This window comes from Pinisolibacter aquiterrae (assembly GCF_019160155.1).
In the GTDB taxonomy this organism is placed as follows: Bacteria; Pseudomonadota; Alphaproteobacteria; order Rhizobiales; family Ancalomicrobiaceae; genus Pinisolibacter; species Pinisolibacter aquiterrae.
The window spans coordinates 1-13028 of sequence record NZ_JAFNIH010000041.1; the positions used below are offsets into that span (position 1 = coordinate 1).

Below are 13028 nucleotides of genomic sequence, written 5' to 3' on the forward strand. Positions count from 1 at the left end.
CGAGGCGCCCGAGGGAACGGCGGCGCGGCCGAAGGACCCGTCCTCCAGGACGACGTCCACTTCGACGGTGGGATTGCCGCGGCTGTCGAGAATCTGACGGCCGACGATGTCGACGATGGCGGTCATGACGAGGTTCCTCTTCGTTGGGCGCGTCGGTCCGGTCGGGACCGCGAGGCGCGTCGAGATCGATGTCACGCCACGGTCAGCCCGTGGTCGCGGAAGACGGCGCGAGCGCGGTCGACCAGTTCGGGCGACGGCGGTTCGGTATCGGTGAGCGTGTAGGGGACGCCCTCGGCGGCCCATTTGTATTCGCCCATCTTGTGGAAGGGCAGCACGTCGACCCGCTCGACGTTGCCGAGGCGGGCGGCGAAGGCGGCGAGCCCGGCGATCTCGTCGAATTTGTCGGTGAGGCCGGGAACCAGGACATAGCGCAGCCAAATGGGCTTTCCCATCCGCGCCAGCCGTTCGGCGAAGTCGAGCGTCGGCTGCAGCGCGACCCCGGTCAGCGCCCGGTAGGTCTCCTCGGTGAAGGCCTTGATGTCGAGCAGCACCAGATCGACGTCGGCGAGGAGATAGTCGTCGGCGTGCAGGCCGAGGTAGCCGGAGGTGTCGAGCGCGGTGTGGAGACCCATCTCCTTACAGCCGCGCAGGATCGCGTGGGTGAAGTCGGGCTGGACCAGCGGCTCGCCGCCCGACAGCGTCACCCCGCCCTTGGCATGCATCAGAAACTTGGCGTAGGTCGCGATCTCGGCCAGCACCTCCCTCGAGGTGGTCGGCTTGCCGTGGTGCATGTGCCAGGTGTCGGGGTTGTGGCAATAGGCGCAGCGCAAGAGGCAGCCGGAGAGAAACAGCACGTAGCGGATGCCGGGACCGTCGACCGCGCCGCCGGTCTCGGTCGAATGGATCCATCCGCGAATGGCCGGGCGCACCGCGCGTAGGCCCGAAGGCTTGCGCGCGGGCGAATATCCGGCCGGTGGGCGTTCAGTGGAGACCATGGAACGTCCGCGAGATGACGTCGAGCTGCTGCTCGCGCGTCAGTTTGATGAAGTTCACCGCATAGCCGGAGACCCGGATGGTGAGCTGCGGATAGAGTTCCGGGTGGTCCATGGCGTGCAGCAGCGTCTCGCGATCGAAGACGTTGACGTTGATGTGGTGGCCGCCCTGGAAGAAGTAGCCGTCGAGCAGGCCGGTGAGGTTCTCCACCCGCTCCGCCTCGGCCGCGCCGAGCGCCGACGGGACGATGGTGAAGGTGTAGGAGATGCCGTCCTGGCTGTGCTGGTAGGGCAGTTTCGCCACCGAGGCCATCGAGGCGACCGGACCCTTGACGTCGCGGCCGTGCATCGGGTTGGCGCCCGGCGCGAAGGGCTGACCGGCCTTGCGGCCGTCCGGCGTGTTGCCGGTCTTCTTGCCGTAGACGACGTTGGAGGTGATGGTCAGCACCGACAGGGTGGCGACGGAGCCCCGATAGGTCTTCTGCTTGCGCAAGGACCCCATGAAGGTCTCCACCAACCACACCGCGATGTCGTCGACCCGGGCGTCGTTGTTGCCGAAGGCGGGATAGTCGCCCTCGATCTCGAAGTCGTGGGCGAGGCCGCGCGCGTCGCGGATCACCTTCACCTTGGCGTAGGTCATCGCCGACAGGCTGTCGGCGGCGACCGACAGGCCGGCGATGCCGCAGGCCATGGTGCGCAGGATGTCGCGATCGTGCAGCGCCATCTCGATCCGCTCGTACATGTACTTGTCATGCATGTAATGGATCGAGTTGAGGGCGCCGACATAGACCTTGGCGAGCCAGTCCATCATCGGCAGCAGCTTGGCCTTGACCTCCTCGACGTCGAGCACGTCGCCGGAGACCGGCGCGAAGGTCGGGCCGATCTGATCGCCGGAGAGCTCGTCGCGGCCGCCGTTGATCGCGTAGAGCAGCGTCTTGGCGAGATTGGCGCGGGCGCCGAAATACTGCATCTGTTTGCCGATCCGCATGGCGGAGACGCAGCAGGCGATGCCGTAGTCGTCGCCCCAATAGGGCCGCATCAGATCGTCGCTCTCGTATTGGATCGACGAGGTGCGGATCGAGGTCAGCGCGCAATAGTCCTTGAAGCCCTTGGGCAGGCGCTCCGACCACAGCACGGTGAGGTTCGGCTCCGGCGCCGGGCCGAGGGTCTCGAGCGTGTGCAGGAAACGGAAGCTCGACTTGGTGACCAGAGGCCGTCCGTCGATCCCCATGCCGCCGATCGACTCGGTGACCCAGGTCGGATCGCCGGAGAAGAGCTGGTCGTATTCGGGCGTGCGCAGGAAGCGGACGATCCGCAGCTTCATCACGAAATGGTCGATCAGCTCCTGCGCGCCCTCCTCGTCGAGCGTGCCTTCGGCGAAGTCGCGCTCGACATAGACGTCGAGGAAGCTCGACACGCGCCCGAGCGACATGGCGGCACCGTTCGATTCCTTCACCGCCGCCAGATAGGCGAGATAGGTCCACTGGATCGCCTCGCGGGCATCGACCGCCGGCCGCGACAGGTCGAAGCCGTAGGACCGGCCCATGACGACCAGTTCCTTCAGCGCCCGAATCTGCTCGGCGATCTCCTCGCGGCGACGCAGGGTCTCCTCGTCGAGCGTGTCGAGTTCGAGGCTGGCGCCTTGCGCCTTCTTGTCCTCGATCAGCCGAGCGACGCCGTAGAGCGCGACGCGGCGATAGTCGCCGATGATGCGGCCGCGGCCGTAGGCGTCCGGCAGGCCGGTGATGACGCCCGACTTGCGGCACTTCAGCGCCTCGGGCGTATAGACGTCGAAGACACCGTCGTTGTGGGTCTTGCGCAGGCTCGGGAACACCTTCTCGAACCACGGCTGGCCCTCGAAACCATAGGCCTCGAGCCCGTTCTTGACCATCCGCCAGCCGCCGAAGGGCATGATCGCCCGCTTCAAGGGAGCGTCGGTCTGAAGGCCGACGATCTGTTCGAGGTCGCGGTCGATGTACCCCGCGCCGTGGCTGACGATCGAGGCGACCACCGAGGCGTCGACGTCGAGGACGCCGCCCCGGGCGATTTCCGCCTCGAGCAGAGTCTTCACCTTCGCCCACAGGGCGTCGGTGCGCGCGGTGGCGCCGGCGAGGAAGGCCGCGTCGCCCTCGTGAGGCACGACGTTCTTCTGGATGAAGTCGCGGACGTCGATCTCGCGCGTCCACACGCCGTCCTCGTAGCCGCGCCACGGCGCCCGTTCGGCTACGGAGAGAGGATCGGCTTCGAATTCGCGCGGCTGGATGTTCATGGCTGTGACCTCGTCGAAGACGCGTCGGGAGTGATTTCGAAACCCTGTCGCGTGCCTTCTTGCGTTCGAGACGGATTGTACGACTTTAGTCGAGAAGGGCCGTCAGGGAAGCCCCTCATCGAGCTTTGCATTCCGGCATGTCGGGCATGCCCTCGGCGGTGACGGTCGCGACCCTGAGGACGTTGGTCGATCCGGCGACGCCGTCGCCGTCGCCGGCGGTGACGACGACGAGATCGCCGGGCGTGGCCAACCCTTCGGCCGCGGCCTTGCGTACCGCGCCGCGGATCTTGTCGGCGAAGCCGTCCGGAACCGGCCCGATCACCGCATGGACGCCGTAGGCGATCATCAGCCGCCGCGAGATCGCGGCGCTGCGGGCCATGCACAGGATCGGCATCTCCGGCCGCTCGCGAGCCGCCCGGAGCGTGGTCGAGCCGGAGGTGGTGTAGGTGACGATGGCCGCCGCGCCGAGCGAGCGGGCGACCTGGGAGGCGGCGGCGGTGATCGCGTCGGAGGGGGTGAGGATGCGCGGCGGCACCCGTTGGGCGTCGCTCATCTGCCGCCAGATCGGGTCCTTTTCGACCCGCCGGGCGATGCGGTCCATCATCGTCACCGCCTCCAGCGGATAGGCGCCGGCGGCGGTCTCCGCCGACAGCATCACCGCGTCGGCGCCGTCGAAGATGGCGGTGGCGACGTCGGAGGCCTCGGCGCGGGTCGGCGCGGGGCTCGTCACCATCGATTCCAGCATCTGGGTGGCGACGATCACCGGCTTGCCGGCGCGACGCGCCTCGCGAACGATGGTCTTCTGCAGGGTCGGCACGTCCTCCGGCGGCATTTCGACGCCGAGATCGCCGCGCGCCACCATGATCCCGTCGGCGAGATCGACGATCGCCTCGAGATGGTCGATCGCCTGCGGCTTCTCGATCTTGGCGAGCAGCGCCGCCCGCCCGCCGATCAGCGCCCGCGCCTCCGCCACGTCCTCGGGACGCTGGACGAAGGAGAGGGCGATCCAATCGACGCCGAGATCGAGCGCGAAGGCGAGATCGGCGCGGTCCTTGGCCGTCAGGGCCGAGATCGGCAGCGCGACGCCCGGCACGTTGACGCCCTTGCGGTCGGAGAGGGCGCTGCCGGCGATCACCCGCGTCTCCGCGTGATCGGGGCCGCGGCTCTCCACCTCGAGCCGCACCTTGCCGTCGTCGAGCAACAGCTCGGCGCCGGGAACGAGCGCGGCGAAGATCTCCGGATGGGGCAGGCCCACCCGCGTCTCGTCGCCGGGCTCCATCGAGAGATCGAGGCGGAAGCGTTGCCCCGCGACGAGGTCGATGCGACCGGCCGCGAAGGTCGCGAGCCGCAGTTTCGGCCCCTGGAGGTCGGCCATGACGCAGACCGGGCGGCCGGTCCGCCGCTCGAGATCGCGCAGGATCTCGGTGCGGCGGCGATGCTCCTCGTGTGTGCCGTGGCTGAAGTTGAGCCGGAACACGTCGACCGCCCGGTCGAACAGCGCCGCCACGACCTCGGGCGTCGACGACGCCGGCCCGAGGGTCGCCACGACCTTGGTGCGCCTGAGCCGCAGGATCGCGGGCAGGGCGTCCGTCCGAGGGGTCGCGAGGGGGGCGTTCATCACAGAAGCCTCGCCATGGCGACGGCGGTGTCGGACATGCGGTTGGAGAAGCCCCACTCGTTGTCGTACCAGGAGAGGACCGAGACGAGCGTGCCGTCCATGACCTTGGTCTGATCGGTGTGGAAGATCGAGGAATGCGGGTCGTGGTTGAAGTCCGACGAGACGTTCTTGTCGTCGGTGTAGCCGAGGATCCCCTTCAGCGGGCCGTTGGCGGCGGCGCGGATGGCGTCGTTGATCTCGTCCTTCGAGGTGGCGCGCTTGGCGATGAACTTCAGATCGACCACCGACACGTTCGGGGTCGGCACGCGCACCGCGAAGCCGTCGAGCTTGCCCTTGAGTTCCGGCAGCACCAGACCGACGGCCTTGGCGGCGCCGGTCGAGGTCGGGATCATCGAGAGGGCCGCCGCGCGGGCGCGGTAGAGGTCCTTGTGCATGGTGTCGAGGGTCGGCTGATCCCCCGTGTAGGAGTGGATCGTCGTCATCATGCCCTTCTCGATGCCGATGGTGTCGTTGAGCACCTTGGCGAAGGGGGAGAGGCAGTTGGTGGTGCAGGAGGCGTTGGAGACGACGAGATGATCCTTGGTCAGCTTGTCGTGGTTGACGCCGTAGACCACGGTGAGGTCGGCGCCGTCGGCGGGCGCGGAGACCAGGACGCGCTTGGCGCCGGCGGCGAGATGCATGGCGGCCTTGTCGCGGGCGGTGAAGATGCCGGTGCATTCCATCGCGACGTCGACGCCGAGATCGGCCCAGGGGAGCTGGGTCGGATCCTTGATGGCGGTGACCTTGATCGGGCCGCGGCCGACGTCGATGGTGTCGCCGGCGACGGTCACGGTGCCGGGGAAGCGGCCGTGGACGCTGTCGTAGCGCACGAGATGGGCGTTGGTCTCGACCGGGCCGAGATCGTTGATGCCGACCACCTCGATGTCGGTGCGACCCGACTCGACGATGGCCCGCAGCACGTTGCGACCGATGCGACCGAACCCGTTGATGGCGACGCGGACGACCATGGATGTTTCCTCCTGAAAGGGGATCTCGACCTCTCCGGTTCGATCCGGACGGACATCGATCGAGCAGGGGCGAACCGCACCCTTCTCCTCTTTTCGACGGTCCGCGGGGCGGCGGCGGTCGTTCGGAGGGGAAGGGTGCGATCGTTCATTCGGCGGCCTTGCGGGCCGCCTTCGCCGGTTCGGCACTCGCCGGCGCGGTCGCCTCGACGAAGGGGCGGCCGTAATAGGTGTCGAGCAGGATCGCCTTGAGTTCGGCGATCAGCGGGAAGCGCGGGTTGGTGCCGGTGCACTGATCGTCGAAGGCCTCGACCGCGATCCGGTCGAGCTGGGCGAGGAAGTCGGCTTCCGCCACGCCCGCCGCCTGGATCGACACGGGGATGTCGAGCGCCGCCTTCAAGTCGTCGAGCCAGCCGAGCAGAGCGGCGATCTTGTCGCCGGTGCGAGCGCCGCCGAGACCGAGATGATCGGCGATCTCGGCATAGCGCCGACGGGCCTGCGGCCGGTCGTATTGCGAGAAGGCGGTCTGCTTGGTCGGGTTGTCGGTGGCGTTGTAGCGCACGACGTTGGAGATCAGCAGCGCGTTGGCGAGCCCGTGCGGGATGTGGAAGGCGGCGCCGATCTTGTGGGCCATCGAGTGGCAGACGCCGAGGAAGGCGTTGGCGAAGGCGATGCCGGCGATGGTGGCGCCGTTGTGGACCTTCTCGCGCGCCTCCGGGTCGCTCGCGCCGTTGCGATAGGCATCGGGCAGATGCGCCTTGAGGAGCTTCAGCGCCTGCAGCGCCTGACCGTCGGAGAACTCGTTGGCCATCACCGAGACATAGGCCTCGAGCGCATGGGTGACCGCGTCGATGCCGCCGAAGGCGGTGAGCGACTTCGGGAGGTTCATCACGAAGTTCGGATCGACCACCGCCATGGTCGGGGTCAGCTCGTAGTCGGCGAGCGGATACTTCATGCCGGTGGCGTCGTCGGTGACGACGGCGAAGGGGGTGACCTCCGAGCCGGTGCCCGAGGTGGTCGGGATCGCCACCAACTCGGCCTTCACGCCGAGCTTCGGGAACTTGTAGATGCGCTTGCGGATGTCCATGAAACGCAGCGCCAGATCCTCGAAGTGCACCTCCGGGTGCTCGTACATCACCCAGATGATCTTGGCCGCGTCCATCGGCGAGCCGCCGCCGAGCGCCACGATGACGTCGGGCTTGAAGGCCGCCGCCCGCTCCACGCCCTTGCGCACCGTGGTCAGGGTCGGATCGGCCTCGACGTCGCAGAAGATCTCGACGTCGAGCCCGGCTCGCTTCAGGAGCGCGATGGTCTCGTCGACATGGCCGTTCTGGAACAGGAAGCGGTCGGTGACGATCAGGGCGCGATGCTTGCCGGCGAGATCCTTCATCGCCTCGACGATCGAGCCGCGCCGGAAATAGATCGACTTGGGGAGCTTGTGCCAGAGCATGTTCTCGGCTCGCTTCGCGACTGTCTTCTTGTTGATCAGGTGCTTCGGTCCGACGTTGTCGGAGATCGAATTGCCACCCCAGGAGCCGCAGCCGAGGGTGAGCGACGGCGCGACGTTGAAATTGTAGAGATCGCCGATGCCGCCGTGCGACGAGGGCGTGTTGATCAGGATGCGGGCGGTCTTCATGCGGGCGCCGAAGGCGCGGACCCGCTCGTCGTGCCGATCCTGGTCGGTGTAGAGCACCGAGGTGTGGCCGATGCCGCCGAGCGCCACCAGTTCGGCGGCGGCGTCGAGGGCGGCCTCGAAGTCGCGGCGGCGATAGAGCGCCAGCGTCGGCGACAGTTTCTCGTGGGCGAACGGCTCCTCGTCGCCGATCACGTCGACCTCGCCGATCAGCACCTTGGTGTCGGCCGGCACGGCGATGCCGGCGCGCGCGGCGATCGTCACCGCCGACTGACCGACCACGTCGGCCGAGAGATGGCCGTTGGGGAACACCACCGGGCGCACCCGGTCGAGTTCCTCGGGCGAAAGGATGTAGCCGCCGTGGCTCGCGAAACGATCGCGCACCGCGTCATAGACCGCGTCGACCGCGACCACCGCCTGTTCGGAGGCGCAGATCATGCCGTTGTCGAAGGTCTTCGACATCAGGATCGAGGCGACCGCGCGCTTGATGTCGGCGAATTCGTCGATCACCACCGGCGCGTTGCCGGCGCCGACGCCGATCGCCGGCTTGCCCGAGGAATAGGCCGCCTTGACCATCGCCGGACCGCCCGTCGCCAGGATCAGATTGATCTCGGGATGCTTCATCAAGGCGTTGGAGAGGTCGACGGTGGGGGTGTCGACCCAGCCGATGATGTCGGCCGGCGCGCCGGCGGCGATCGCCGCGTCGAGCACCACCTTGGCGGCGGCGCAGGTGGAGAACTTGGCGCGCGGATGCGGCGAGAACACGATGCCGTTGCGGGTCTTCAGGGAGATCAACGCCTTGAAGATCGCCGTCGAGGTCGGATTGGTGGTCGGCACGATGCCGCAGATGAGGCCGATCGGCTCCGCGATGGTGAGCGTTCCGCCGACCTCGTCGACCGAGAGCACGCCGCAGGTCTTCTCGTCCTTGTAGGCGTTGTAGATGTATTCGGAGGCGAAGTGGTTCTTCACCACCTTGTCCTCGACCACGCCCATGCCGGTCTCCTCGGCCGCCATCATGGCGAGCGGGATGCGGGCGTCGGCGGCGGCGAAGGCGGCGGCGCGGAAGATCTCGTCGACCTGGGCCTGGGAATAGCCGGCGTAGATCTGCTGGGCACGCTTCACGCGCGCGACCAGCGCGTCGAGGTCGGCGAGGGTCGATACGGGCATCTGGCACTCCTGTCGTCTGGACGGGGATGCGATCGATCGTTTCCGTCCGAAGGATACCGGCGCGGGACGGGACGTCGTCGGACGTCGCATCGTGACGACACGAGGGTCGTGACCGGACCGTGTCGCCGATCACGCGGAGCCCCGCCGGAAGAGACGCCGCCGAGCGGCGCCCTCGTTCTTTTCGGACGCACTGAAAACGATTTCACACGAATCGTCAAGGTGAACCGTGGGGTTTTCGGCCCGATGCGCATTGCTACGGACCCCATGCGCGGCAGTGTGCGGGAGTGCATTTCGGAATTCCAGCGAAATGATATGTAAACGTTTTCTAATATTGGCCGTCGAAGGCGCGCTCCCGCGGCGAGAGGCCCCGCTTCACGATCGGGTGAAACCGCCTCGGCGGGGGGGCGTCGCGGCCCGCGATCCCGGGTTTGGAACCGGCTGGCGCCGTCGCGCCGCTCCGGAGAACGGAATTTTCCAGATCCCGCGAACAAGAGTTGCCGTGCTCTCGGCCGTCCACCCCCGACGTGGAATGATCCGAGGCGAGACGGGGACCGCCGCCCGCCCTTCGCGGACACCTCGCGGGAAGAGGACCTTCATGACGATCGACTGGCAGAACTTCACGCCCTGGGCCTCGCTCGCCGGCGGCCTCCTGATCGGCCTCGCGGCCGGTGTTCTGGCGCTGCGGTCGGGTCGCATCCTCGGGGTCAGCGGCCTCGTCGCCGGCCTGTTCGAGGCCGACGACGAATGGCGCGCGCGTTTCGCCCTGATCGCCGGTCTGGTCGCCGCCCCGGTCCTGCTCGGGTTGGTCGCGCCGCTCGCCGCGCCGACCCTCGACGCGGGATGGCTCGCGGTGATCGGCGGCGGCCTTCTGGTCGGTTTCGGCACCCGGCTCGCCGGCGGCTGCACCTCCGGTCACGGCGTCTGCGGTCTGTCGCGCCTCTCGCCGCGTTCGATGGTCGCGACCGGGGTCTTCATGGCGGCGGCGGTGGCGACCGTCTTCGCCGTCCGTCATCTCGCCTGACGAGGTCGAACATGCGCCCGCTCTTCACCTTCTCCGTCGGTCTCGCCTTCGGGCTCGGCCTCTGCCTCTCCGGCATGACCCTGCCGTCGAAGGTGCTCGGCTTCCTCGACGTCGCCGGCGCCTGGGATCCCTCGCTCGCCTTCGTCATGGGCGGGGCCGTCGCCGTCGGTCTGGTGCTGTTCCGCCTCGCCCGCTCCCGCCTCGCGCCGCCGTCGACGCGGATCGATCGCGGTCTGGTGACCGGCAGCGCCCTCTTCGGCATCGGCTGGGGCCTCGTCGGCTTCTGCCCGGGGCCGGCGCTCGCGGCGCTCGGCGTCGGCGAGCCGAAGGCCCTCGCCTTCGTCGCGGCGATGATCGCCGGCACCCTGGCGCATCGCCTCGTCGCGGCGCCGAAGGCGGCCGTCCTCGGCCTCGATCTCGCCCGCCCGCGCGAGACCTGCGGCGCCTGAACCGCGACGTGAGGCGCGCGGGGGCTCAGCCCAGGAAGCGCCGCATCACCGCGGCGATGTCGTCGCCGTCGTTGTCGCCGATCACCTCGTCGGCGATCGCCTTCAGCCCCGGCGCGGCATTGCCCATGGCGACGCCGTGGCCGACCGCCGAGATCATCGAGACGTCGTTGAGATTGTCGCCGAAGGCGAGGATCTCGTCCGGCGCGATGCCCTGCGTCGCCGCCCATTCGACGAGACGCGGCCCCTTGCTGGCCCCGGTCACCATCACGTCCCAGCGGTTGGTCCAGGACGATTCGATGTTGAACCCGTCGAGCGCCTCGGCCTCGCGGTGCCAGTCGGCGAGCGCCTCGGTGTTCTCGGAATTGACGACGAGCTTCCAGACGAGCGGCGCCGCCTCGATCGTCGCCTCGAAACTCGCGACCTGCTCGAGACGCGGCCTGAGGCGTTCGGGAAAGCCGTTGCCCCAGGCGGCGAGCCCGTCGAGATGCGGGGTCGGGACCTCGAAGGTCATGGCGTCGCGCACGTAGAGCAGGCAATGGACGTCGTGGCGGCGGCAGAGCGCGACCATCTCGCGCGCCTTGGCCTTGTCCATCGACCGCGCGAGCAGCGGGCGCTCCTCGGCGAAATCGTAGACATAGGTGCCGTTGCAGCAGATCGCCGGGGTCGTGAGCCCGAATTCGGCGTGGAGCGGCCGCGCCAGGACGTGATGCCGGCCGGTCACCACGACCACCGCCACCCCCTTGGCGCTCGCCTCGTCGACGGCCTGCCGGGTGCTCGGACGCAGACGGCCGCGACCGTCGAGCGAGGTGCCGTCGAGGTCGAGTGCGACGAGGCGGATCGATCGGGTGGACATGGCGTTCGTCTCCTCGTCGCGCGCACCCGCCCGAAGGCGGCCGGGGCGCCGACCCGAGACGTCATACGACGGCCCGGGTCGCGCCGAAAGCCGTGGCGCGGGCGGGGCAGATCCGTCGCGAGCGCCGCTCTCCTCAGCGCGTCTCGAAACGGACCGAGACCGAGGAGCGGAAGACCCCGCCGGGCGGCGGCGGCAGACGCACCGCCCCCATCATCGCATGGACCGCTCCGTCGAGGATCGCCTGCCCGCTCGAGCGCAGGATCGAATGGGCGACGATCGTGCCGCGCGGCCCGACCGTGAAGGCGACCACCACCACCCCGATCACGTTCGCCTCGCGCGCCGCCGACGGATAGTGGCGATGCCGCCGGATCTCGCCGGCGACGAGCGAGGCGTAGGAGGCCGCCGCGGCGCGCCGCGCCGCTCCCTCCGCCGCGCGCCGCGCCGCCTGGACGGCGGCGTCGATCGACGCGGTCCGGCGCGGCTCGGCCGGCTCGGTCCGGCGCTTCGGCGGCTTTTCCCGGCGCTCTTCGCGCAGGATCGTCGGCCGCTCCGGTGGCGGCGGCAGCGGCGCCGCCTCGGGCACGGGGACCGGCTCGGGCTCGGGCGTCGGTTCGGGCGTGGGCTCCGGTGGAGGCGTGACGGGAGGCGGCGTCTCGCTCGTTACCGGCTCGGGTGTGGGTTCGGGTTCCGGGACGGGCTCGGGTTCGGGCGGCGTCGGCGTCTCGGTGCGGGCGGCCTCGCTCGGCGGCGTCTCCGGCGTCGCCGCCGGGCTCGGCTCGGTCTCGGCGACGAGGCTGATCTCGACCGGCCCCTCGCCCGGCGTCACCCGTTCCTCGGCCCTGAGGAGCAGGGCGCCGGCATGGACGAGGAGGACGACCGCCACCGCGATCGGCCTCAGCCACGGCGGACGCGGCGCCCCCTCGGTCACGGCGCGGCCTCTGCGGGAGGCCGGCTCTTGGAGATCAGCGCGATCCGGGTGAGCCCGTCGGCGGCGAGCCGATCGATCACGGCGACGACGTCGCCATAGGGCGCGTCGCGATCGCCGCGCACATGGATCGGCCGATCGTCCCGCGCGCCGAGCCGGGCGCGGATCGTCGCGACGAGATCGCCGGCGGCGACCGGATCCGTCCCGACCGCGAGGCCGCCGTCGCGGCCGACCGTGACCACGATCGGTTCGGCCGGCGGCAGCAGCCGCGCCGTCGAGGCATGCGGCAGATCGACCTTCAGGCCCGCCGCCAGCATCGGCGCGGTGATCATGAAGACCACCAGGAGCACCAGCATCACGTCGACCAGCGGCGTCACGTTGATGTCGGCGAGCGGGCGATGACGGCGCCCCTGGGTCGGAAGACGGGCGTGGAGGTTCATGACGGGGGGCCTCCTTCGACGAGATCGACGGCATGGGCCTCGATCGCGTCGGCGAGATCGGCCGCGACCGCCCCGAAGGCGGCGCCGAGCCGGGTGTAGCCGACCGAGGCGGGAATGGCGGCGGCGAGCCCGTAAGCGGTCGCCGCCAGCGCCTCGGCGATGCCGGGGGCGACCACGGCGAGGCTGGTGTCCTTGGCGGCGGCGATGCCGGCGAAACTCGCCATGATGCCCCAGACCGTGCCGAAGAGCCCGACGAAGGGCGCGACCGAGGCGATCACCGCCAGATCCGGCAGCCGCCCCTCGGCGCGCGTGAGGAGCGCCCGCGCCGCCCGGTTCATCGCCTCGGCGAGGCGGTGGCGCTTTTCGCCGGTGGTCTCCGCCGGCAGGGTCCGGCGGGCGGCTTCGTCCCCGGCCGCGAGGATCGGCCGGGTCGGCCCGCGCCCCTCGTGGAGCGAGGCGATCGCCCGCCGCAGGCGCCACAGCGAGACCCCCGCCTCGACGATCAACACCCAGCACCACACCGAGGCGAGGCCGAGCAGGATCATGACGGCCCGGCCGACGAGGCCGGCGCTCTCGAAGAGGCCGAGCGGGGTGAGCGAGACGGTGTCCATGAGCGGGTCCGATCGAGGGGCGATCCGGGCGGCGGCCGGAGGCGAG

Annotated in this window: 12 protein-coding genes; 2 read left to right on the plus strand and 10 right to left on the minus strand. The window is 69.6% G+C overall.

Annotated features, from left to right (window positions below; genetic code table 11):
* The 6 genes from J3S89_RS23420 to adhE form a co-directional block, all read right to left on the minus strand.
* A partial coding sequence (locus J3S89_RS23420; protein ID WP_217929173.1) for a hypothetical protein occupies positions 1-126 on the minus strand: 126 nt, incomplete at its 3' end.
* A 65-nt stretch (positions 127-191) separates the two neighbouring features.
* The gene (gene pflA, locus J3S89_RS15480; RefSeq protein ID WP_217928619.1) at positions 192-995 is read right to left on the minus strand and encodes a pyruvate formate-lyase-activating protein; all 804 of its coding nucleotides are present in this window, start codon (positions 993-995) and stop codon (positions 192-194) included.
* Positions 982-3261, minus strand: a complete 2280-nt coding sequence (pflB, locus tag J3S89_RS15485; protein WP_217928620.1) for a formate C-acetyltransferase — start codon at positions 3259-3261, stop codon at positions 982-984. Before pflB ends, pflA begins: the two co-directional genes overlap by 14 nt.
* A 115-nt stretch (positions 3262-3376) precedes the next feature.
* Positions 3377-4879, minus strand: a complete 1503-nt coding sequence (gene pyk / locus J3S89_RS15490) for a pyruvate kinase (RefSeq protein WP_230489131.1) — start codon at positions 4877-4879, stop codon at positions 3377-3379.
* Entirely contained in the window at positions 4879-5886 is a 1008-nt protein-coding gene (gene gap / locus J3S89_RS15495) for a type I glyceraldehyde-3-phosphate dehydrogenase (RefSeq protein WP_217928622.1), read from the minus strand. The genes pyk and gap overlap by 1 nt, the downstream gene beginning before the upstream one ends.
* Before the next feature lie 145 nt (positions 5887-6031).
* A complete protein-coding gene (gene adhE / locus J3S89_RS15500; RefSeq protein ID WP_217928624.1) occupies positions 6032-8773 on the minus strand; it encodes a bifunctional acetaldehyde-CoA/alcohol dehydrogenase in 2742 nt (913 codons plus the stop codon).
* A 505-nt stretch (positions 8774-9278) separates the two neighbouring features.
* On the opposite strand from adhE, the gene J3S89_RS15505 reads away from it, so the two are divergent.
* Both J3S89_RS15505 and J3S89_RS15510 read left to right on the plus strand, forming a co-directional pair.
* The gene (locus J3S89_RS15505) at positions 9279-9704 is read left to right on the plus strand and encodes a YeeE/YedE family protein (protein WP_217928626.1); all 426 of its coding nucleotides are present in this window, start codon (positions 9279-9281) and stop codon (positions 9702-9704) included.
* 11 nt (positions 9705-9715) lie between these two features.
* Positions 9716-10153 carry a DUF6691 family protein gene (locus J3S89_RS15510; RefSeq protein WP_217928628.1) on the plus strand — a complete coding sequence of 146 codons (438 nt, stop codon included), beginning with the start codon at positions 9716-9718 and terminating at the stop codon, positions 10151-10153.
* A gap of 25 nt (positions 10154-10178) precedes the next feature.
* On the opposite strand, the gene J3S89_RS15515 is transcribed toward J3S89_RS15510, so the two are convergent.
* The 4 genes from J3S89_RS15515 to J3S89_RS15530 all read right to left on the minus strand — a co-directional run bounded on the left by J3S89_RS15515 (position 10179) and on the right by J3S89_RS15530 (position 12982).
* Entirely contained in the window at positions 10179-11006 is an 828-nt protein-coding gene (locus J3S89_RS15515; RefSeq protein WP_217928630.1) for a Cof-type HAD-IIB family hydrolase, read from the minus strand.
* Positions 11007-11139: 133 nt separating this feature from the next.
* On the minus strand, positions 11140-11934 hold the full coding sequence (locus J3S89_RS15520; RefSeq protein ID WP_217928632.1) for a TonB family protein: 795 nt from the start codon (positions 11932-11934) through the stop codon (positions 11140-11142).
* The gene (locus tag J3S89_RS15525) at positions 11931-12371 is read right to left on the minus strand and encodes a biopolymer transporter ExbD (RefSeq protein WP_217928634.1); all 441 of its coding nucleotides are present in this window, start codon (positions 12369-12371) and stop codon (positions 11931-11933) included. The genes J3S89_RS15520 and J3S89_RS15525 overlap by 4 nt, the downstream gene beginning before the upstream one ends.
* On the minus strand, positions 12368-12982 hold the full coding sequence (locus J3S89_RS15530) for a MotA/TolQ/ExbB proton channel family protein (RefSeq protein ID WP_217928635.1): 615 nt from the start codon (positions 12980-12982) through the stop codon (positions 12368-12370). Before J3S89_RS15530 ends, J3S89_RS15525 begins: the two co-directional genes overlap by 4 nt.
* Positions 12983-13028 lie beyond the last annotated feature (46 nt).

Bases quoted from the DNA above. Each gene is read 5' to 3' on its own strand.
- J3S89_RS15525 (WP_217928634.1), bottom strand. From the start codon at position 12,371: ATGAACCTCCACGCCCGTCTTCCGACCCAGGGGCGCCGTCATCGCCCG.
- J3S89_RS15510 (WP_217928628.1), top strand. From the start codon at position 9,716: ATGCGCCCGCTCTTCACCTTCTCCGTCGGTCTCGCCTTCGGGCTCGGC.
- gap (WP_217928622.1), bottom strand. From the start codon at position 5,886: ATGGTCGTCCGCGTCGCCATCAACGGGTTCGGTCGCATCGGTCGCAAC.
- pflB (WP_217928620.1), bottom strand. From the start codon at position 3,261: ATGAACATCCAGCCGCGCGAATTCGAAGCCGATCCTCTCTCCGTAGCC.
- pyk (WP_230489131.1), bottom strand. From the start codon at position 4,879: ATGAACGCCCCCCTCGCGACCCCTCGGACGGACGCCCTGCCCGCGATC.
- J3S89_RS15505 (WP_217928626.1), top strand. From the start codon at position 9,279: ATGACGATCGACTGGCAGAACTTCACGCCCTGGGCCTCGCTCGCCGGC.
- J3S89_RS15515 (WP_217928630.1), bottom strand. From the start codon at position 11,006: ATGTCCACCCGATCGATCCGCCTCGTCGCACTCGACCTCGACGGCACC.
- adhE (WP_217928624.1), bottom strand. From the start codon at position 8,773: ATGCGACGTCCGACGACGTCCCGTCCCGCGCCGGTATCCTTCGGACGG.
- J3S89_RS15530 (WP_217928635.1), bottom strand. From the start codon at position 12,982: ATGGACACCGTCTCGCTCACCCCGCTCGGCCTCTTCGAGAGCGCCGGC.
- pflA (WP_217928619.1), bottom strand. From the start codon at position 995: ATGGTCTCCACTGAACGCCCACCGGCCGGATATTCGCCCGCGCGCAAG.